At 51.3% G+C, this 20,541-nt stretch carries 16 protein-coding genes, 1 tRNA gene, 1 other RNA gene and 2 pseudogenes; 4 read left to right on the top strand and 16 right to left on the bottom strand.

The features are described 5' to 3' along the window. Positions 1-27 precede the first annotated feature (27 nt). Together HFE64_10785 and HFE64_10780 are read right to left on the bottom strand one after the other, a co-directional pair. On the bottom strand, positions 28-549 hold the full coding sequence (locus HFE64_10785; protein ID MCI8633943.1) for a GNAT family N-acetyltransferase: 522 nt from the start codon (positions 547-549) through the stop codon (positions 28-30). Positions 550-606: 57 nt separating this feature from the next. Beyond that, a pseudogene (locus tag HFE64_10780) lies at positions 607-1,826 on the bottom strand (excisionase). A gap of 260 nt (positions 1,827-2,086) precedes the next feature. Here HFE64_10780 and HFE64_10775 point away from each other — a divergent pair. Further along, complete coding sequence (locus HFE64_10775) at positions 2,087-2,644, top strand: flavin reductase (protein MCI8633942.1); 558 nt, start codon at positions 2,087-2,089, stop codon at positions 2,642-2,644. 127 nt (positions 2,645-2,771) lie between these two features. On the opposite strand, the gene HFE64_10770 is transcribed toward HFE64_10775, so the two are convergent. The 4 genes from HFE64_10770 to HFE64_10755 form a co-directional block, all read right to left on the bottom strand. Further along, positions 2,772-2,844 (bottom strand) — tRNA-Ala (locus HFE64_10770). A 10-nt stretch (positions 2,845-2,854) separates the two neighbouring features. After that, positions 2,855-3,058, bottom strand: a non-coding RNA gene (gene ssrS / locus HFE64_10765) — 6S RNA. 92 nt (positions 3,059-3,150) lie between these two features. Further along, positions 3,151-6,531 (bottom strand): FtsX-like permease family protein, encoded by a 3,381-nt coding sequence (locus HFE64_10760; GenBank protein ID MCI8633941.1) that lies wholly within the window; start codon positions 6,529-6,531, stop codon positions 3,151-3,153. Continuing rightward, complete coding sequence (locus HFE64_10755) at positions 6,521-7,840, bottom strand: replication-associated recombination protein A (GenBank protein ID MCI8633940.1); 1,320 nt, start codon at positions 7,838-7,840, stop codon at positions 6,521-6,523. Before HFE64_10755 ends, HFE64_10760 begins: the two co-directional genes overlap by 11 nt. Before the next feature lie 265 nt (positions 7,841-8,105). Here HFE64_10755 and lysA point away from each other — a divergent pair, with 265 nt between their 5' ends. Together lysA and HFE64_10745 are read left to right on the top strand one after the other, a co-directional pair. Continuing rightward, positions 8,106-9,338 carry a diaminopimelate decarboxylase gene (gene lysA / locus HFE64_10750; protein ID MCI8633939.1) on the top strand — a complete coding sequence of 411 codons (1,233 nt, stop codon included), beginning with the start codon at positions 8,106-8,108 and terminating at the stop codon, positions 9,336-9,338. Next, entirely contained in the window at positions 9,335-9,808 is a 474-nt protein-coding gene (locus HFE64_10745; protein ID MCI8633938.1) for a pyridoxamine 5'-phosphate oxidase family protein, read from the top strand. The genes lysA and HFE64_10745 overlap by 4 nt, the downstream gene beginning before the upstream one ends. A gap of 81 nt (positions 9,809-9,889) precedes the next feature. Here HFE64_10745 and HFE64_10740 read toward each other — a convergent pair whose 3' ends face one another. Next, the gene (locus HFE64_10740; protein MCI8633937.1) at positions 9,890-10,363 is read right to left on the bottom strand and encodes a GNAT family N-acetyltransferase; all 474 of its coding nucleotides are present in this window, start codon (positions 10,361-10,363) and stop codon (positions 9,890-9,892) included. 71 nt (positions 10,364-10,434) lie between these two features. Between HFE64_10740 and HFE64_10735 the strand changes: the two are divergent. Then, positions 10,435-10,536: pseudogene (locus tag HFE64_10735) on the top strand (resolvase). Between the two features lie 140 nt (positions 10,537-10,676). Here HFE64_10735 and HFE64_10730 read toward each other — a convergent pair. The 9 genes from HFE64_10730 to ilvC all read right to left on the bottom strand — a co-directional run bounded on the left by HFE64_10730 (position 10,677) and on the right by ilvC (position 20,529). Further along, positions 10,677-11,711, bottom strand: a complete 1,035-nt coding sequence (locus tag HFE64_10730) for a dihydrodipicolinate reductase (protein MCI8633936.1) — start codon at positions 11,709-11,711, stop codon at positions 10,677-10,679. Positions 11,712-12,201: 490 nt separating this feature from the next. Further along, complete coding sequence (locus HFE64_10725) at positions 12,202-13,158, bottom strand: NAD(P)H-dependent glycerol-3-phosphate dehydrogenase (protein MCI8633935.1); 957 nt, start codon at positions 13,156-13,158, stop codon at positions 12,202-12,204. A gap of 6 nt (positions 13,159-13,164) precedes the next feature. Further along, positions 13,165-13,542: a RidA family protein gene (locus HFE64_10720; protein ID MCI8633934.1), complete on the bottom strand. Its 378-nt coding sequence runs from the start codon at positions 13,540-13,542 to the stop codon at positions 13,165-13,167. Positions 13,543-13,557: 15 nt separating this feature from the next. Beyond that, the gene (locus HFE64_10715; protein MCI8633933.1) at positions 13,558-14,754 is read right to left on the bottom strand and encodes a threonine ammonia-lyase; all 1,197 of its coding nucleotides are present in this window, start codon (positions 14,752-14,754) and stop codon (positions 13,558-13,560) included. 18 nt (positions 14,755-14,772) lie between these two features. Next, positions 14,773-15,954 (bottom strand): ATP-binding protein, encoded by a 1,182-nt coding sequence (locus HFE64_10710; protein ID MCI8633932.1) that lies wholly within the window; start codon positions 15,952-15,954, stop codon positions 14,773-14,775. Positions 15,955-15,960: 6 nt separating this feature from the next. Then, complete coding sequence (leuD, locus tag HFE64_10705; GenBank protein ID MCI8633931.1) at positions 15,961-16,455, bottom strand: 3-isopropylmalate dehydratase small subunit; 495 nt, start codon at positions 16,453-16,455, stop codon at positions 15,961-15,963. Between the two features lie 3 nt (positions 16,456-16,458). Next, on the bottom strand, positions 16,459-17,730 hold the full coding sequence (gene leuC, locus HFE64_10700; GenBank protein MCI8633930.1) for a 3-isopropylmalate dehydratase large subunit: 1,272 nt from the start codon (positions 17,728-17,730) through the stop codon (positions 16,459-16,461). Between the two features lie 32 nt (positions 17,731-17,762). After that, complete coding sequence (gene ilvD / locus HFE64_10695) at positions 17,763-19,427, bottom strand: dihydroxy-acid dehydratase (protein ID MCI8633929.1); 1,665 nt, start codon at positions 19,425-19,427, stop codon at positions 17,763-17,765. Between the two features lie 85 nt (positions 19,428-19,512). Beyond that, on the bottom strand, positions 19,513-20,529 hold the full coding sequence (gene ilvC, locus HFE64_10690; GenBank protein MCI8633928.1) for a ketol-acid reductoisomerase: 1,017 nt from the start codon (positions 20,527-20,529) through the stop codon (positions 19,513-19,515). Positions 20,530-20,541: the final 12 nt, after the last annotated feature.

The raw sequence follows: 20,541 nt of genomic DNA, 5'->3' as shown, positions 1-20,541 counted from the left end.
TCCCAATGAAATCCCCTCCTAGTTATATTAGCTATTTTCAGAATAAAACCGATAATATTTAAACCGATACTTTTTATTTTCTATATGCACGAGCAATGTCTGTTCATCGATCAATCGGTATCCACACCGTTCCAGCACCCTTTGTGAGGCTATATTATCGATAGCAGCAGTTCCGATTATATAAGGAAGCTGGTATTCTGTTATCACCCACTCTGTGATGGCCTTGGCCGCCTCTACCGCATATCCCTTTCCTCTGGCCTCCTCCAGCAGATGATAAAAAATCTCTGTTTCATGCAGATCATCATGCTCTCCTACGCCAGCCGCTCCTAAAATTTTGCCTGTCTCTTTATCAAAAATACCGAAACAGACCGTTCCTGTGACTACATCCATTTTTTGATAATTGGCAATATGCCACTCCAGAAAGCTCTCTGCTCGCTCCCTTTGCTGACCCCATCCAGGCAGCTCTTTAATCTCCAACAGCTTCTTAAATGCTTCTAGGTCTGTTTTTACAAACGGGCGGATCATCAGCCGCTTTGTTTCCATATACATTTCTTTCTTCCTCTAAAATAATAAAGAAGGGGATCCATTCTGCCCAATTGAGCTCTATCATTTCCTTTTCGACGTGTAATCCTCGGCAATATTTTCTTCCACATCATCCTCAGTAGAAAAATTCTCCAGCGGCGTTTGGCTCATCGCGAGCTGCGAAAGCCATTCAATTCGCTGCTGCGCCGCTATGATAATTGCCCGACGGCGGATTTCATCCATGTATTCTTCGGCGCCGTCTGCGGTCAGCACTCTTTCCATCAATTTATTTACATCCTTAAGCCTGTCAAAGTCAATCCAGCTAAGATCGGATACCAGCTTTAATTGCTCCGCATGGTGGTTTTTAAAAGGCTTACAGACGATCTCTTTTTCCGAACGAATCTGTCTGGGAATCTTGTCGTAGCCAAGGGAAGAGCCACTGTCGTAGATAGGGGCGAAGCCGATCCATTGAAGCGTCTCGGCATCCCGAAGCACACCAAAATTGTTAAGATGCCGGTCTTCATTGGCAATGATATAGTCCAGCACAATCATCCGATCCAGAAAAGGTACTGCGCCTTTGATGCCTAATGCTTCACAGCAGTTTATAAAATGCCGGTAGAGCGAAGTATCGTTGTTCTTTTTCTGCGTTTTCAGAATGCGCCAAGCGGGAATTAGCTCTGTATCTTCCGTAACAAAATCCTCACATACACTGTAGGGCGCTCCTTTATTCCATGTGACCGTATACGGCACATGAGGAATGCTGAGTCGTTCCATGATCCCAGCAGCGATGACCTCATTAAAAGGCTGCTGACGAAACGGATTGCTGCCGCCCTTAACAAGGCACCGCTTACCGTTATAATTTTCCACCGCTTTTTCAAGTTACCATCTGAGGTGTTATCCGGTGAAGAAAAATCCAAACCGTCTGCCGTTTTATCCGCTCCGAACAGAACATCACCGATATCATCGGAAAAATCATTTTCAAAGAAGTTGATACTGTCCCAAACCAGCTTAGAGCCTTTAGGATAAATCCAATACTGATCCGACAAACTCAGTCCGTAACAGCGCGTCAACAACATTTTGGTGTTGGCAATCTCCATCTTTTCCAGTGCTTCGCGCACGCCAGATCGGCTTGCAGGAATAGACCGATCGGTCCACCACTCATTCAGCGCTGCCCGGTCAGTAATCCCTTTTCGCACTAAAACGCCCACTGGCAAATGATCCGCTGCATACACCGTGCCGACTTTCTGTATGAGCCCGGTCGCATCGTCCAGTTCAACTTCTGCTACTTTGATTCGTTTGTGCATCAAGATGCATTTCAAATTGTTTACCTCATTTCGCTTTTATTCTTTCCTGTTGATTTTGCCTTCAGAACACAAAGGTAATAATAGATTTTTGCAGGCCATTATACCCCTTTTTAACCCCCTTTGTCAACAATACTAAGCGTTTGCTTTGCAGCAGACCATGTAAAATTGTTCTTGACATATTTAATACTATATAGTATTATTTTATATAGAAGGATCTGTGTGAAAATACAGAGAGAATTAATAATTAGGAGGAAAACAACATGAAAGTATCCTTACCACATCCCTCAAATGCCTGCTGTCCCCAGACATTTTATACCTATGGAACCTATAAGGAAGACGGATCTCCAAATTTCGGCCTGTTCTGCTGGTTTGGCTTTTGCTGGGACGGAGAACTGAGCGTTATGGCCTGTATCGGAGGCGAAAAACTAACCAAAGACCGCATTCACTCCACAGGCCGTTTTTCAGCTAACCTAGTCACAGAGGAGCTCCTTTCTCTTGCCAACTATTTTGGAAATAAGTCAGGTTATGATGCCGATAAAATGAAAGTGGACGCCACGATCTCCAAAGGACGTGTCCTGGATGTCCCCATTCTGGAAAAAAGTCCGTGGGTCTTCGAGCTGGAAGTCAAGCAGACAATCCCGCTTGACGACAGCGAAATTTATATCTGTAAAATCAGAAATACATTGGTCGAAGAGCAGTTCGCAGAAAAAGCCATAGAAGACAAAGGACCAATGCCTGTCAACGAACTCAAGTCAGTGGTCGGCTGGGGCGGCGGTACCTTCTTCAAGATTGGTGACCAAATTCTTCCCAATGCGTAAATTTACATGAAACTGTAACCTACCATCAAGAACAGGATAAAATCTCGCGTTATTCAATCTCTTTCTTGATACAAAAGAACTCCCTAAAACCAAAGGGAGTTCTTTTTGTATACAATTTAAAACTATATGGACCCGAAGGGATTCGAACCCTCGACCTCTCGGATGCGAACCGAACGCTCTCCCAACTGAGCCACGGGCCCCCATGCGGAAAAATCCCCCAGAATGCCGGTCCTGATCTTTTGATCCCTAGCAAAATGCTAGGTGGGTGTTCGCAGTTTATGTTCAGCCTTCCTCTGTCGTCCTATAAACATATAGGAGGAAAAATGAGGCCTGACATCCCATAATGACATGATAGAACTCCCGTTTCAAAGGTGTAGGTTCAAAATAACAGGGTATCGAACACTCCAGGCAGATCTTCTGCATTTATTATAGTCATTTCATCCGCCAAGCGCAACCCTTTTCGCAGAAATTTTCGCCAAAAAATTCGGCCAAACTACTTGACAAATTTAATCTACTGACTTCAAAGATTCTACCATGCTGATCTTCTTTAATTTAAAATACATAACAAAATCTACAAAGGCAGAGAAAAGCAGCGTAGCGGCAACTGCCCACAAAAAATGGATTCCATGCAGGCCCCGCCCAAACATCACCATATCCACCTCTGCCGTAGTGACGACAAAACGATGCATGCCAATGCCGCCTAAAAGGCCTGCCATACAACCAAGCAGCGTTAACAAAGTCGTTTCTCTGAAAATATAGGCCCCCACTTCCATAGGCCTAAAGCCCAGTACTTTAATCGTTGCCAGCTCCCTCTGCCGCTCTGTAATATTGATATTGGTCAAATTATAAAGCACGATAAAGGCCAAAAGGCCGGCAGAAATAATCAGCACCACTACGACTAAATTCAGGCTCGCCAGCATTTTCCTGACAGGGTCAATAATATCCTCCAGCAGTTGTACAGTAGAGATTCCCTCGGCGCCCGTAAACTGATCCCTCACAAGCTCCGGCGTTTCGCTTTTAAATAAAATCTGGTTAAAGCTCAGCTCAAAGCCTAGCGTATCCTCATAGACGCAGCGCGGCAAATATACATAATGATACAGATAATTCTCCGTAATGCCGCCCACGGTAAGTGCCGTATCAAGTCCGTCCCGGTCCTTCAGAGAAATCATATCTCCTTCCTTGACCCCCAGCTTATCCGCAAGCTTTTCTGTAATGACAATATGGCTCTCGTCAAATACAACGGGCTTTCCGGTTTGACGCGACTGAAAGGCAATCAGCGTAGTAAGCTCCTCCTCATTTTCCGGCACATATACATACGCACTCATCACAGCTTCACTTGTTTTGATATCCGCAAGCTTAGCAGATACATACAGATACCTGCCCAGCTCCTTATTTTCTTCTACCAAACGCCGGCTGTCTGCTTCATCCTGAATTCCCAGAATGCCATCATATGCGTATATCTTGTGGTACTGATTTTCCACAATATCCATCACGGAATCCTTGAGGCCAAAGCCTGTCAGCAGAAGCGCCGTACAGCCGGCAATGCCGATAATCGTCATAAATAACCGCTTTTTATAGCGAAACAAATTCCGCGCTGTCACCTTTTGCGTAAACTTCATATGCCGCCAAAGCAGCGTAAAACGCTCAAGCAAAATACGTTTTCCTGCTTTAGGCGCGGCAGGCTGCATCAGCATAGCCGGTTTCTCCTTTAGGCAGCGCAGGCAGGCCATCACCGTCGCTCCCAGCGTGCATGCCAGAGCTGTCCCTCCTGCAATCAGCGCTTTGCCCCAGTAAAATTTTATCTGCGTTTCCGGCAGCATATACATCGTTCCATATGCCTTACAAACCACCCTTGGCAGCACCTCAAAGCCCAGCGCAATACCAGAAACTGCTCCTACTGCGCTGGCTAAAGCTGCATATGTCAGATACTTCATCAAAATCCGGCCGCTGCTAAACCCCAGCGCCTTATAGGTGCCGATGAGCAAACGCTCCTCTTCTACCATGCGCGTCATCGTCGTCAGCGATACCAGCGCCGCCACAATGAAAAACATCCACGGAAATACAATCGCAATTTTGCCCATGCGCTCCGCATCATTTTCAAAGCTAACAAAGCTCTCATCCATATCCCGGTCCAGCACATACCATTCTGCCTTTGGAATTTCACTTAGCTGATCGCGGCCCTGCTCAATCTCCTCCCAGGCCTCTGCAAATGATTTCTCCGCTTCCTTTTTCGCCCGCGAAAGCTCCCTCTGTCCGTCTGCAATCTGCATAGAAGCATTTTTCAGATCTGTCTGGCTTTGCGTAAGCTCCTTTTGCGCTGCTCTCAGCTCCGCTTCCTTTTCCAGCAGCCGGCCGCGTATTTCCTCCAGCCCCTGCTGTGCTTCCTGCAGCTGTCCGCGCACCTTCTGTTCGGTTTGAGCAAATGCCTCCTCAGCCTTTGCAAGCGCCGCCTCTTGCTCCTTCAGCTCTGCTCCTGCTGCCTCATACGCACTTTTCGCAGCCTGCTGCTGAGCCTTCTGCTGCTCCAGCGCCTCCTGCTTTCCCTGCCAGATCAGCATAGCGCCGGCCAGCTCTGTCTGCTTTTCAAAAAAGTCCTGACTCTGCGCCTCCCACTCGGCCAGCTTTTCCTGATAAGCCTCCTCCGAAAGCTCATCCTTCTGAGCCTGCAGGGCCGCATAGGCCTCGTCAAGCCGCTGCCTTTGTTCATCCAGCACCGCCGCCTGCCCGTCCAGCTCCTGCTTTGCCTGCAGCAATGCCTCCTCTCCCTGCTGCAGCTGCTTTTCCGCCTCTGCCAGTGCTGGTGCCTGAGCTTCCCATTCCGTCTTGGCCGCAGCAAGCTGCTGCGACTTTTCTGTCAGCTGCTGACGGCTTTTTTCCAAATTTTCCTCTGCGCTCTTTTTGTGCTCCTCAAACTCAGCCTTCCCTGCTTCATAAGAACCCCAGGCAGCCTCCAAACCGGCCACACCCGTTTCATACTGCTGCGTGCCCGCCTCCATCTGCTGCTGCCCTTCCTGCAGCTCCTTTTCATGGGTACTGAGCTCATCATCTGCTTCCTTTAACTCCGTCTGCACCTTATCCTTTTCCTGCTGGTACTCCGTTTGTGCCTGAGCAAGCTTTTCCCTCGCCTGATCCAGCATCTCCTCATAGCGCAGCTGCGTGCGCTCCGTCCCTGTCTCCTCCAGCCGCTCTACCAGCGCATCCGTCATCATCTCATATTCACTTGAATACGCACTCAGTCTCTCAGCACCTTCTGCGCGCACATAAGCAGCCGTATAAACCTCCTGCTCAAACTGTCCCTCCTGCACATAGGCAATCAGCGCCAGCCGGCCGCTCCCCTTCGCCGTAGAGCCCAGCGTCATACTCAGGTGCTGCGCGCTGTTAACCAGCCCTACCACCGTATAGCTTTCTCGCTTTAGACCCTCCTCCAGCACCGTCAGCTCATCGCCCAGCGAGATGCCGCCGCCCACCGCCTTGCCCGCGTTCACGACGCATTCTCCCTCCGACTCCGGCATACGGCCGCTTAGCAGTACGAGCTCGTTCATTGTTTCCGGCAGGCCGGCAAAACGGACCACGCTCTCGCTGTCCGCATCGCCAATCCTTGCCGTCAGATCCATCTCGTAAGCGGGCATAACCTGCAAGACTCCCCGCGTGCCGGCAATGGCGTCGATGTCCTCCTGCGTAAGGCCCAGCGTGGACTGAATTTTGATGTCCATGTAATGTGTATCCTGATAATACTGATCGGCCGTCAGCTTCATGACAGGCTCAGCGGCGCTGAGACCGGCCAAAAAACCAGCTCCCAGCGCTACAATGCCCATGATGGCTAAAAAACGCCCCATTGAATGACGGATGCTTTTTCTGATATCTTTCCAAAAGGTTTTATATTTCATTCTTTAGCTTTCCTAAATAATCTCGGATGGCCCGTTCGTTTTTATTGTCGGCCGGCTCATAGTAATGAGCGCCCTGCAGGGCATCCGGCAAATACTGCTGTTTTACATAGTGATTGGGATAATCATGCGGATATAGGTAGGATACGCCGTGCCCCAGCTTCTGGCTGCCGACATAATGGGAATCCCGCAGGTGGGGCGGCACCGTGCCGATATCCTTGGCGTGCAGCTCCTGCATGGCCGCTCCGATGGCTGCGGCAGCTGAATTGGATTTGGGCGCCGTGGCCAGTACCAAAACGGCCTGCGCCAGATTGATCTGCGCTTCCGGAAGCCCCACCTGCAGCGCGGCATCCGTGCAGCTTTTTACAATTGTAATAGCGCTTGGGTAAGCCAGTCCGATATCCTCGGAGGCGATGACCAAAAGCCGCCGGCAAATGGATTTAAGGTCTCCGCCTTCTAAGAGGCGTGCCAAATAATGGATCGCTGCATCGGGATCGCTGCCCCGAATCGATTTTTGAAAGGCGCTGAGCACATCATAATGCGCATCGCCGTCCTTATCGTAGCGAAAGGCCTTTTTTTGAATGCACTGCTCAGCAGCCACCAGATCCAGTACTAGCTTTCCGTCTGCTGACGGCGGTGTGGTCAAAAGCCCCAGCTCCACCGCGCTGAGCGCTGCTCTGGCATCGCCGCCGGAAACCTCGGCCAGAAAACTAACTGCCTCCGGAGTGACGCTGGCCTGCATCGCGCCCATGCCCTTCTCCTCATCCTGTACCGCCCGGTAAATCAGCTGCTCGATGTCCTCCTTGCTAAGCGGATTGAGCTGAAAAATGCGGGAGCGGGATAACAGAGCCTGATTGACTTCAAAATACGGGTTTTCAGTGGTGGCTCCAATCAGCGTTACCACGCCCTCCTCGACGGCCGGCAGAAGCGCATCCTGCTGGGCTTTGTTGAAGCGGTGGATCTCATCGATAAATAAAATCGTACGCGAACCGTCCATGCCCATGCTGCTGCGCGCCTGCGTGATTACCGCTTCAATATCTTTTTTCCCCGCGGTCACTGCATTGAGCTGACTGAAATGTGCTTTGGTCGTGCCGGCAATGATGCGTGCCAGCGTGGTCTTTCCTGTTCCGGGAGGTCCGTAAAAGATCACCGACCCCAGCTGATCGGCCTGAATTGCCCGGCGCAGCAGCGTTCCCGGTCCGATGATATGCTGCTGTCCGACAAATTCTTCCAGTGTCTGAGGACGCATGCGATAGGCCAGCGGACTCCCCTTTTTTAGCTGCGCCTGCGCGTTATATTCAAAAAGATCCATCGTATCTTTCATCTTCTCATCTCATTTCTTTATTAACATATACTCAGTATACTATACTTCCTTTTCTCTGTCACGCGCTCCTTTGAACTTTACAAAATCTTAAAAATTTGCCAGAACCGTTACGTCTCTCCCATTTTCGTTTCATAACTTCCTTTTTTAGACGAATTAAGGCTTTACTTTTGCCGGATATGCCTGTATAATTTATTGCATGGCAATGACGCCGCTTATTCTATATAAGCGGCGCTTTGTCTAATTATCAAATGAAATGGAGAATACCGTGAAAGATCAGCATTTTTTTGAAGGGCTTTGCCCCAAGGCGCTTGTCGAAAAGTACGGCAGCCCTCTTTATGTTTATAATGAACGGGTGTTTCGCACCCGCTGCCGCGAGATGGCGCAGCTTGTTACATATCCCCATTTTAAAGTCAACTACAGCGTCAAGGCCAACAGCAATCTCAGCCTTCTAAAAATTGCCCGCGAAGAAGGCCTGTGCGCTGACGCCATGTCGCCCGGCGAAATCTACGCAGAGCGCCTTGCCGGCTTTGCCCCCGAGGATATCTTCTATATCAGCAACAATGTTTCCGCAGAGGAGCTTACCTATGCTGTAGAACAGAACATCATTGTCAGCATCGACTCGCTCTCTCAGCTGGAGCGTTTCGGCCAGCTTTTCCCCGGCCACAAGGTATGCGTGCGCGTCAACTCCGGCATTGGCGCCGGACACAGCGACAAGGTGATCACCGGCGGCAAAAAAACCAAATTTGCCATCTATCCCGCGCTCTTTCCTCAGATGGAGGAAATTCTGCAAAAATACGATCTGCATCTGGTTGGCCTCAACCAGCACATTGGTTCCTTCTTTTTAGAGGAAGAGGTTTATTTGGAGGGTGTGCGCTCTCTGCTTGCCATCGCGCATCAATTCCCCGGGCTCTCTTTCATTGATCTCGGCGGCGGTTTCGGCATGCCCTATGAGCCCGGCCAGTCCCGGCTCGATCTGGCCGCCCTCGGTGCCAAGCTGGACGCGCTGCTTTATGATTTTGCCCGTTCCTATGGCCGCGAAATTCTATTCAAAATCGAGCCCGGCCGCTATCTGGCCGCTGAATGCGGCGTGCTGCTGGGCACTGTTCATGCCGTTAAGGAAAACTATGGCCACCTTTACTGCGGCACCGATATAGGCTTCAACGTGCTGGCCCGCCCAATGCTCTACGATGCCTATCATGAAATCGAGATCCTGTCAGACGCTCCTTCGCTGGACCGCGCCCCCTACACGGTGGTGGGCAACATCTGTGAGACCGGAGATATTCTAGCTAAAGACCGTCTGCTTCCCGCCATGCGGGAAAATGACCTAGTATGCATCCACGACGCGGGCGCATACGGATACAGTATGGCGTCCAATTATAACAACCGACTGCGTCCGGCGGAGGTGCTGATTACGCAGTCCGGCGAGGCCAAGCTGATCCGGCGCCGCGATACATTTGAAGATTTAATCAGGGCATTTGAAATATGAGGCGCTCTGATAGGGAGATTACGGATCGGCAGGAAATTTTGGCTGTGCTGGACCGGGCGCATGTTTGCCGTCTGGCGATGCAGGATGAGGACGGGCTCTATATTGTGCCGATGAATTTTGGTTATGAGTGGCCGGAGAACGGTGATTTGACGCTGTATTTTCATTGTGCGGCAGACGGACGGCGCGTACGGGCGCTGCGGTCCTGCCCTTTGGTTGCTTTTGAGATGGACCAGGAGCTGGCGCAGATTCCGGCGCAGACGCCGTGCGGCTATGGCTGTTTGTATGAAAGCATGATTGGCAGCGGTCAGGCTAGCTTTTTGGAGTCTGATGCGGAGAAGCAGCATGCTCTGGCTGTGCTGATGCACCATCAAACGGGAAAGGATTTTTCATTTTCTCCCGCCATGACGAAGAGCGTTACTGTGTTTCAGGTAACGGCTTCCTGTTTTACGGTGAAGGCAAGAAGAAAATAATAAAAGCAGTTAAAAACCGCTGGAGCTAGGATGCTTCAGCGGTTTTCTTGTCAAGAAAGATTTCACCCAAATGATGAAATTTCATATAGTGAGTTCAAATTCAATTTCATGACGTAAAGGTATGGAATTTTCTCCAATTTTAGGGATTTCTGGCTTTAACCTTCTTGAGATATCTAATGCATTTCGAAACAGATGTGCCATATCAAATCCTCTTTTTTGCCAAAACTTAATGGCATTAATATTATCATTGGTGGTTATAAGGACAATCTTTTGACATTGTCTTTTCTTAGCCTCGTGCACGACTGCTTCTACAAGTTTACTACCAATTCCTTGGTTTTCCTGTAAACTATCAAGAGACGTTATCTCTAACACATTGTCATAAACTATGTATGTAATCAGGCCAATGATGTTGTCTCCTTCACTAAAATAAAACCCCTCTGTTTTAGTCATATCAATTATTTTTCCGCGAATGATCATTGTTGTTGTGTACCAATGCTGTTCGATAAATAAATTGATAAGATTTCTATTTTGGCCATCAATCCTTTTACATTCCATTATAAATTCCTTCCCAACGTGCAAATTTTCCGAATAAAGTATACTACCAATCCCAATGACATTCAACCCTCATTGAAGATGATGTATCGGGCATGACGTTTGACAGAGCAAATTTTAACCGCATGATTGCGGAAATTGAAGCCGGAAACGTGGCAACGGTTATTATCAAGGAAATTTGGAAATTTCGCTCGCTGAGCGCAAGCGTTCGCTGAACGCAGAAAAAACGGTACAGCCCTTGTAATGGGGCTATACCGCCTAATCTGAAATTACTTCCTTATCGCCGCATGCCTTGATGCTTCAGCGGTTTTCTTAATTAACAATAAAATTCCATCGGATAAGCTAAATAAGCAATTTCATCTAGCTCATCCACCGTAATCAGTCCTGCCGGCGCATTTAAGACGCTAGGAATGCGGTTGACGATGGTAGCGCAGGTATGCTCAACGGTCGCCGGCTTGACAACATGAAATTCCGTATTGGGCTCTCCGATGATTTTCCAGTCGCACATATCGCCGTCGTCCGGGCCGTATACCTTGCCGATGCATCTGGTTTCAATGACCGGTCCCTGAAATGTCTGGGTTTCTACCACCGCTGCCATGCCGATGCATTCTCCCTTGGGAATCGTGCGCTGCAAGGTGGAAGAATAGACATCCTCCTCTTTAAAATAAGGAATGCATTTCTGCGTCTGGCTTTTGATAGTCAGCCCCAGCTTGGCAGCAAGACTTTCATTGGAGTTCCAGACATAGCAGGGCTCTATGGTTTCGGGATGTGCAATTTGCTTTTCAAATTCCTCTGCACTGAGTCCTACGCCATGTGCCTTTGCTAATGCCAGTCCGTAATCCTCGACATTATAGCTGACGGCTCCCTCGATTTTTTGAATCGTATGGCAGCTTCCTGCAACCATGCCAACCATGTTGATCCAGAAAGTGTCCTCCATACCACTGCCAACTAAGGTGCAGCCATGCTCTTTGGCGATCACATCAAGCGCATTGGCGCGCACGGGATCAGTCGTCCAGCAGTAAGTAGCCTCTTCGCAGGTTGTGATGACATTGATGCCTCGGCTTAGGCATTTAACGTATTGCTCATAGCAGTCACTCACCAGACTAAAAAGCGTAACCACTGCGATATCGGCATCGGTATTATCTAAAACCTCATCGGCATTGCTGCTAATGATCACACCCGTTTTCACCCCAAGCTCTGCAAAATCGCCGATATCCTTTCCTACTACTTCCGGATTGATATCAATGGCGCCGACAATCTGAACACCATGCTCATACATATAACGCAAGGTGTATTTGCTCATTTTGCCGCATCCATACTGAATCGCTTTGATTTTTGTCATACTGATTATCCTCTTTTCTCAAATATGCCGTTAGCATAACGACGGTTTATTACTAGTATGCGCGGAATTTATTAAAATAGACGTGATCCGTATGCAAAAAAATCCAGTATGCATTTTTGCATGCTGGTACGAGCCAGAGATTGAGGTGTCACCAGCATGCAGGCAGTACTTTTGCATGTCGCTCTGAGCTGGAATGAAGTATGCCACCAACATGCAGACGATACTGTTGCATGTCGGTACAAGCCAAAATTGATGATATTACCAGCATGCAGATGTCGCTGTTGCATGCTGGTACGAGCCAGAGGTTGAGATGGCACCAGCATGCAAGTAGTGCTTTTGCATGTCGGTCTAAGCCAGAGGTTGAGATGACACCAACATGCAGGCAGCACTGTTGCATGTCGGTACAAGCCAAAATTGAGGATATTACCAACATGCAGGCGACTGCCTTCAATTTAAAAACCGCCAGAGCCAAAAGGCTCTGGCGGTTTCAACCATATACCTAAAATTCATTTTTCAGGCTTCGCGTAAACAGTGTATTCAGCTCCTGCCTTGGATCTGCCTGATGATAGAGAATTTCATACACACAGCGGCAGATCGGCAGCTCCACCTGATGCGCATCTGCGAGCTCCATCAAAGCCTGCACCGTGTAATATCCCTCTGCCAGCTTTTCAAAGGCCTCGCCCTTCACAAAAGACTCGCCAAACTGGCGGTTATGGCTAAATTCTGAAAATACTGTGGCTTCATAATCTCCCAGATGACAGAGGCCATACGCCGAAAGCTCGCTGCCGCCCATCGCCTTAATCAAACGGGCAATCTCGCGCGTACCGCGCGACATAAGCGGCCCCTTCAGCGTCGCCAGTCCAAAACCATCCAGCATGCCGGCCGCAATGCCGATCACATTTTTAGAGGCAGCTCCTATCTCATTTCCGATCAAATCACTGCCATAATAAAAACGGATCAGATCGGTAGAAAAAGCCTCCACCAACAGCTGCTTTACCGCCTGCTCCTCGCTGTCAATCACCATACAGTTAGGGATGCCGGCATAGAATTCCTGCACATGACCGGGGCCGATCCACACCGCAATGCGGTTAGACGCATCCAGCATCTCCGAGGCCACCACCGACAGGCGCTTGCCGCTGCCGATTTCCAAGCCCTTCATGCACAAAACAAAAATCTTATCCTGCAGGCGCTGCTCCGAAAGACTCGCTAAAAATCCCCGCAGAGCCTGCGACGGCATGGCAATCACCACGACCTCAGCCTCTGCTACGCTCTGCAGCGACTCGCTAAGCTGCACCGAATCCGGCAGCGTCAGGCACGCATTGTGCCGTGACTGCTTCAGCTGCCGCATAGACGCAGAACCAGGCCGGCCATATAAGCTCACCTCATGACCAGCCCGATCTAAATACCACGCAATAAACGACCCCCATCGTCCGGGGCCAACCACCGTAATCCGCATGCAGGATTACTCCGCCGTTACCGCAATCACTTCCACCTCAACCAGCACATTCTTCGGCAGCGTTTTCACCGCTACACAGCTGCGCGCAGGCTTAGAGGTAAAGTAACGTCCATACACCTCGTTAAAAGCTGCAAAATCCGCCATGTCCGCCAAAAAGCAGGTCGTTTTGACAGCGCTTTCAAAGCTCGCGCCGGCTGCTTCCAAAACAGCCGCCAGATTCTGCATCACACGCTCCGCCTGCTCGCTGATCGTCGCACCCACAATCTCCCCGGTTGCCGGATCCAGCGGAATCTGTCCGGAGGTAAATACCATATTTCCCACCTGCATCGCCTGAGAATACGGCCCAATCGCCGCCGGCGCCTTATCTGTTGCAATCTTATTCATCGTTTGCTCCTCCTATTATGATAAAATTTTAAAGCCCTGCTGCCGGAGCGCTCTTCTGATCTCCTCAATATGCTCCGCATTGCGCGTCTCCAACATCAGCTGCAGATAGCAGCCATTCACATCCGAGCCCTGATCCGCCCGCTCATGGTGCACCGCAATCACATTGCCGCCCAGATCCGCAATCAGCTTCGACACATCGCGCAGCTGACCCGGCTTATCCACCAGCTCAATTTTAAACTGACAGCTGCGTCCCGACATAATCAGGCCGCGGGTAATCACTCTCGAAAGGATCGTCACATCAATATTGCCGCCCGACAAAATGCAGACCGCCCGCTTGCCGGCCAGATCCACCTTGCCAAACATCGCGGCCGCCACCGCCACCGCGCCCGCGCCCTCGGTCACCAGCTTATGCTGCTCCATAAGCGCCAGAATGGCCGCCGAAATCTCATCGTCCGTCACCGTCACAATGCCGTCCACATATTGACTGCAAATCTCATAGGTCAGATCTCCCGGCTCCTTCACCGCGATCCCATCTGCAATCGTCGACACGCCTTGCAGGCACTCGATCTTGCCCGCCGTCATCGAGCGCAGCATGCTAGGCGCTCCTGCCGCCTGCACGCCATACACCCGAATATTCGGATTCAGCGACTTAATCGTATAGGCCACGCCGGAAATCAGACCGCCGCCGCCCACCGGCACCAGCACCGCATCCAGATCCGAGATCTGCTCCGCCAGCTCCAGCGCAATCGTCCCCTGCCCCGCGATCACATCCGGATCATTAAACGGATGGATAAAGGTATACCCCTTCTCATCGCGCAGCTCCAGCGCCCTGCGGTAGGCATCATCATAAACGCCCTCCACCAGGCATACCTCAGCGCCATAGCTCTTGGTCGCCTCCACCTTGGAAATCGGCGCATTATCCGGCAGGCAGATCACCGCCTTAATCCCGTTTCGCTGCGCCGCCAAGGCTACGCCCTGCGCATGGTTGCCTGCCGAGCAGGCAATCACTCCCTTTGCCCGCTCTTCGGGGCTGAGCTGTGACATTTTATAATAAGCGCCCCGCAGCTTAAACGATCCGGTCAGCTGCAGGTTTTCTGTTTTTAAATAAAGCTCCGTACCGGGGCTTAGCTTCGGCGCATAGATCACATCGGTGCGGCGCGCCACATTTTTCAGCGTATAGCTGGCCCGGTATACATTATCCAGTGTAAGCATGGACAGGATTCCTTCTTTCTATAATAAGCTTTGTACAAACTGCTCCGCCGCCCTAGGCGAACGGTTCCCCTTTCCCAGGGCAAAGGCCTCTGCTCTTTGATCCAGCTCGGCGCCCGCAAGGTCTATGCCGCTGCGCTGCGCCAGTTCATGCACGATCTGCAGATACAGCGATTTGGATGGCTTTTCAAAATAGACAGTCAGCCCAAACCGATCTGAAAGCGAGATCAGCTCCTGCATCGTATCGGCGCGGTGCACATCATCGCCCGTCCGGTCAGAGAAGGTCTCCTTCACAATATGGCGGCGGTTGCTCGTCGCATAGATCACGGCATTCGGCGCCTTCGCCGAGGCCGACCCTTCCAGCGCTGCCTTGAGCATACTGAAGCTGTCATCATTTTTATTAAAGGAAAGATCATCAATGAAAATAATAAACTTCAGCGGATGATCGGCAATATGCCCCATCACCATCGGCAGCTTGGTCAGCTGATCCTTGCGCAGCTCGATCAGACGCACGCCCTGCGCAAAAAACAGGTTGGACACGGCTTTCACTGTGGAAGATTTCCCCGTGCCGGCATCTCCGCACAGCAGCACATTCGCTGCCGGACGGCCTTCCACCAGCGCCCTTGTATTTTCAATAACCTTTTGATGCTCCTCTTCATAGCCAATCAGCATTTCCAAAGAAATCGGATCAGCCGCCGGCACCGGGCAGATGGCATCCTCCTCCACCCGAAACATACCGCTGCCGGCAAAAATGCCGTATCCATAGCGCTCAATATGGCGCAGGCGCTCTGCATAGATCGCCTTTAGATCCAGCGTCTCATTTTCGAACGCGGGCACATATCCCCCATACGGCAGAGACTCCGTCAGGCTTTGCGGCGTCAGCCGGGTCAGCTCTGTGAGAAGCGTCAGCTCCTCCTGTGCATTGGCCTCCATAGAGGCCGGCACTCTCTCCCGGCGGGAAACGCGCTTGATGTAGCTGTTTTCATCCTCGCAGACGAGCCGGCTCAGCGCTGTCGAAAGGCTGATATCGCCCTCCTGCAGCCTGTGCACAAATGCGCTGTACAGCGCCAGCCGCTCCGGCAGACTGCCTTCGTTTTTCAGATATGCCAGCAGGCTGCCGATGGCCTCATCCTCTAAAATTCTCCTGAATACGCTCAGCGAGGAAAGCCGGCAGGCATACTCTTTTAGCTCTTGTTCTGTCATAGACCGTTACCGAATATCTCCTTTGCGGATGGACTCCACCAAGCCGCCGTTTTCGATGATCTTTTGAATAAACTCCGGAAACGGCTCCGTGCGGAAGCTCTCTCCCGTTGTCCGGTCGTAGATCATGCCCTCATCCAGATCGGCCTCCACCTGATCGCCGTTTTGAATGCGCTCTGCCGCCTCTGGGCATTCCACAATGGCCAGACCAATATTGATCGCATTGCGATAAAAAATTCTAGCAAAGCTCTTGGCGATGACAACCGAGATGCCGCTTTCCTTAATCGCGATCGGCGCATGCTCTCTGGAGGAGCCGCAGCCGAAGTTGTAGCCGGCTGCCATGATGTCGCCGGGCTTGATCTTAGCCGCAAAGTCCTTGTCGATATCTTCCATGCAATGGGAGGCCAATTCTTTTTTATCACTGGTATTCAGATAACGGGCCGGAATGATTACATCGGTATCCACATTATCGCCGTATTTAATTACGTTTCCAATAAATTTCATGGTTTACGCCTCCTTCATCATCTCTGCCGGATCTGCAATTTTGCCTGCCACGGCGCTCGCGGCAGCCACCGCCGGGCTCGCCAGATATACCTCTGAGTCTACATGGCCCATACGGCCTACAAAGTTACGGTTTGTGGTTGCCACAGCCCGCTCGCCTGCTGCCAGAACGCCCATGTAGCCGCCCAGGCACGGTCCGCAGGTCGGCGTAGAAACGGCGCAGCCTGCTTCAATAAAGGTCTTGATCAGCCCCGTCTCCATGGCCTGCATATAAACAGCCTGCGTAGCCGGGATCACAATGGCGCGCACGCGCTTTGCCACCCTGCGGCCCTTGAGAATCTCGGCCGCCTCTGCCAGATCCTTATACTGTCCGTTGGTGCAGGAACCAATCACCACCTGATCGATGGCAACTTCTCCCACTTCATCAATGGTGCGGGTATTTTCCGGAAGATGCGGGAAAGAAACCGTGGACTTAATCTCTGAAAGATCAATATCATAAACCGCATCATAGACTGCATCCTCATCCGCCTGATAGATCACCGGCTCTCTGTCGCTGCGCTCTCTGATATAGGCCAGCGTCTGCTCATCCACTGCAAAAATACCGTTTTTGGCGCCTGCCTCAATCGCCATATTGGAAATGGTCAGGCGGTCATAGATGGTCAGCGAGGCTAGGCCCTCGCCGCAGAATTCCATAGACTTGTAAAGCGCTCCGTCTACCCCGATTTTACCAATGATGTGAAGGATCACATCCTTGCCGGAAACAAATCGGTTTAGCCTGCCGTGCAGGCGGAATTGAATGGCGGAAGGCACCTTGAACCAGGCCTTGCCGGTGGCCATGCCGCAGGCCATATCGGTGGAGCCTACGCCGGTGGAAAAAGCACCCAGCGCGCCATAGGTACAGGTATGCGAGTCGGCGCCGATCACGGCGTCGCCGGCGATCACAAGTCCCTTTTCGGGCAGCAGCGCATGCTCGATGCCCATATCGCCCACGTCATAAAAATGCGTCACTTCATAGTGATCACAGAAATCACGGCACATTTTGCACTGTTCGGCCGCCTTGATATCCTTATTGGGTGCAAAGTGATCCATCACCATGGTCACGCGGTCTTTGTCATACACCTTGTCGCAGCCCAGCTTTTCAAATTCACAGATGGCAACCGGAGAGGTGATGTCATTGCCCAGCACCCTATCCAGATTCACCAATACCAGCTGCCCGGCCTCGACCTTTTCCAGACCGGCATGTGCTGCTAATATTTTTTGTGTCATTGTCATTGACATATTGCTTTTCCTTTCTGCCAGTGCTCCGGCACTTAAAACTGATTGATGATCGCACCCTTATCCGCGGAGCTCACCATGCTAGCATAGCGCGCCAGGGCGCCCTTAATGCCTTCTTTCTTTTGAATCGGCATTTCTTTTTTGCGTTTTTCAATTTCTTCCTCTGAAACATGCAGCTCAATCTGATAAGACGGAATATCAATCGAAATGATATCGCCGTCCTTGACATAGGCAATCAGACCGCCGCGTACTGCCTCCGGTGAAATATGTCCGATGGCGGCTCCGCGGGTGGCTCCGGAAAACCGTCCGTCAGTAATCAGCGCCACGTCCTTGTCAAGCCCCATGCCGGCAATCGCCGATGTGGGAGAGAGCATTTCCCGCATGCCTGGACCTCCGGCCGGACCCTCGTAGCGGATCACCACCACGTCGCCCTTCACAATCTTGCCGGCATAGATCGCGGCAATGGCCTCCTCCTCGCTGTTAAACACCTTGGCAGGGCCTTCATGCTTCAGCATTTCCGGCGCTACCGCGCTGCGCTTAACAACGCAGCCATCCGGCGCCAGATTGCCGCGCAGTACGGCAATGCCGCCCGTTTTGCTGTATGGATTTTCCGGCGTGCGGATCACGCTTTCATCCCGGTTTTGCGCATGTACAATATTTTCACCCAGCGTATGACCGGTACAGGTCATCACACTTTCATCCAGCAGCCCCAGCTTGCTCAGCTCCTTCAGCACAGCATACACGCCGCCGGCCTCGTTCAGATCCTCCATGTAGGTCGGACCTGCCGGCGCCAGATGACAGAGATTCGGCGTTTTTTCGCTGATCTCATTGGCCATATCCAGATTAAAGGTGACGCCGCATTCATTGGCAATCGCCGGCAGATGCAGCATGCTATTGGTCGAGCAGCCCAGCGCCATATCAGCCGTCACTGCATTGCGGATGGCCGCCTCTGTCATGATATCGCGCGGGCGGATATTCTGCTTTACAAGCTCCATAATCTGCATACCGGCATGCTTAGCCAGCTCAATTCTGGCCGAATACACTGCCGGGATCGTTCCATTGCCGGAAAGCCCCATGCCCAGCACCTCGGTCAAACAGTTCATGGAGTTTGCCGTATACATACCCGAGCATGAGCCGCAGGACGCACAGGTCTTTTCCTCAAACTCCGTCAGCTTTGCCTCGTCAATTTTTCCGGCCGTATACGCACCCACCGCCTCAAACATGCTGGACAGGCTCGTCTTTTTACCACCTACGCGGCCGGCTAGCATCGGGCCGCCGCTCACAAAAATCGTAGGGATATTCAGGCGCGCCGCGGCCATCAGAAGGCCCGGCACATTCTTATCACAATTAGGGATCATGACCAAGCCGTCAAACCCATGCGCCATCGCCATCGCCTCGGTAGAATCTGCAATCATATCCCGTGTAATCAGCGAATATTTCATGCCGGTATGCCCCATGGCAATGCCGTCGCACACCGCAATCGCTGGGAACATGATCGGCGTGCCGCCGGCCATGGCTACGCCCAGCTTCACCGCCTGCGCAATCTTATCCAGATTCATATGACCGGGCACGATTTCATTATAGGAGCACACCACGCCGATCAGCGGACGCGCCTGCTCCTCCTTGGTCAGTCCCAGCGCATGGTACAGCGAACGATGCGGCGCATTTTGAAATCCGTCCACAATGGTATCTTTAATCATCGTATTCTCCATTCCAAATAGAATCAGAAGGGGCTGCCGATGCCGCGTACTCGCGAGGCAGCGACAGCCCTGTTTCCCATTTTAATTAGTTATTGATCAGCTTATCCTCATCGCTCCAGCTATACAGCTTGCGGATCTCTTTGCCGACCAGCTCCGACGGATGCTCGGAAGCGATCTTTCTCATCGCATTGAAATGTACCTGAGAGCCGGCATCCGACATATCCAGCAGGAATTCCTTAGCAAAGGATCCATCCTGAATGTCAGCCAGGATCTTCTTCATCGCCTTCTTCGTCTCCTCGGTAATGATCTTCGGACCAGTGATGTAGTCGCCGTACTCGGCCGTATTGGAAATCGAATAGCGCATTCCCTCAAAGCCGCTCTGATAAATCAGATCCACGATCAGCTTCATCTCATGAATACACTCAAAATAAGCATTGCGCGGATCATAGCCTGCCTCCACCAGCGTCTCAAAGCCTGCCTGCATCAGCGCGCATACGCCGCCGCACAGCACAGCCTGCTCGCCAAACAGATCGGTCTCGGTCTCAGTACGGAAGGTCGTCTCCAGCACGCCTGCGCGCGCACCGCCAATGCCCAGCGCATAAGCAAGACCAATCTCCAGCGCGTCGCCGGTTGCATCCTGCTCAACAGCAATCAGACAAGGCACACCCTTGCCGGCCTGATACTCGCTGCGCACCGTATGTCCGGGCCCCTTGGGGGCAATCATGATCACGTTTACGTTCTTCGGAGGCTTAATGCAGCCGAAATGAATATTGAAGCCATGCGCAAATGCAAGCGTCTTGCCCTCCGTCAGATTAGGCTCAATGCTCTCTTTATACAGCTTAGCCTGCTTTTCATCATTGATTAGAATCATGATGATATCAGCATTCTTAGCCGCCTCTGCTGAAGTCATAACCTTCAGGCCGGCTGCCTCTGCCTTCAGCCAGCTCTTGCTGCCCTCATACAGTCCTACAATTACGTTGACGCCTGACTCCTTCAGGTTTAGCGCATGTGCATGTCCCTGAGAACCATAACCGATAATGGCAACGGTCTTGCCGTTTAGCTTCGCCAGATTACAATCCTGCTGATAATAAATGTTTGCCATGATAGATCTCTC

The sequence above is a fragment of the Lachnospiraceae bacterium genome (genome assembly GCA_022794035.1).
Lineage (GTDB): Bacteria > Bacillota > Clostridia > Lachnospirales > Bianqueaceae > CALWPV01.
Note: the sequence above shows the minus strand (reverse complement) of the source record. Positions and strands in the feature narration are given on the sequence as shown.

What these genes read in the sequence shown, in the direction of transcription:
- ilvD (MCI8633929.1), bottom strand. Translation starts at nt 19,427, where the DNA reads ATGATTAAAGATACCATTGTGGACGGATTTCAAAATGCGCCGCATCGT.
- HFE64_10725 (MCI8633935.1), bottom strand. Translation starts at nt 13,158, where the DNA reads ATGCGGATTACGGTGGTTGGCCCCGGACGATGGGGGTCGTTTATTGCG.
- HFE64_10755 (MCI8633940.1), bottom strand. Translation starts at nt 7,840, where the DNA reads ATGGATCTTTTTGAATATAACGCGCAGGCGCAGCTAAAAAAGGGGAGT.
- HFE64_10775 (MCI8633942.1), top strand. Translation starts at nt 2,087, where the DNA reads ATGAAAGTATCCTTACCACATCCCTCAAATGCCTGCTGTCCCCAGACA.
- ilvC (MCI8633928.1), bottom strand. Translation starts at nt 20,529, where the DNA reads ATGGCAAACATTTATTATCAGCAGGATTGTAATCTGGCGAAGCTAAAC.
- leuC (MCI8633930.1), bottom strand. Translation starts at nt 17,730, where the DNA reads ATGTCAATGACAATGACACAAAAAATATTAGCAGCACATGCCGGTCTG.
- HFE64_10720 (MCI8633934.1), bottom strand. Translation starts at nt 13,542, where the DNA reads ATGAATAAGATTGCAACAGATAAGGCGCCGGCGGCGATTGGGCCGTAT.
- HFE64_10760 (MCI8633941.1), bottom strand. Translation starts at nt 6,531, where the DNA reads ATGAAATATAAAACCTTTTGGAAAGATATCAGAAAAAGCATCCGTCAT.
- HFE64_10715 (MCI8633933.1), bottom strand. Translation starts at nt 14,754, where the DNA reads ATGCTTACACTGGATAATGTATACCGGGCCAGCTATACGCTGAAAAAT.
- lysA (MCI8633939.1), top strand. Translation starts at nt 8,106, where the DNA reads ATGGAGAATACCGTGAAAGATCAGCATTTTTTTGAAGGGCTTTGCCCC.
- HFE64_10745 (MCI8633938.1), top strand. Translation starts at nt 9,335, where the DNA reads ATGAGGCGCTCTGATAGGGAGATTACGGATCGGCAGGAAATTTTGGCT.
- leuD (MCI8633931.1), bottom strand. Translation starts at nt 16,455, where the DNA reads ATGAAATTTATTGGAAACGTAATTAAATACGGCGATAATGTGGATACC.
- HFE64_10710 (MCI8633932.1), bottom strand. Translation starts at nt 15,954, where the DNA reads ATGACAGAACAAGAGCTAAAAGAGTATGCCTGCCGGCTTTCCTCGCTG.
- HFE64_10740 (MCI8633937.1), bottom strand. Translation starts at nt 10,363, where the DNA reads ATGGAATGTAAAAGGATTGATGGCCAAAATAGAAATCTTATCAATTTA.
- HFE64_10785 (MCI8633943.1), bottom strand. Translation starts at nt 549, where the DNA reads ATGTATATGGAAACAAAGCGGCTGATGATCCGCCCGTTTGTAAAAACA.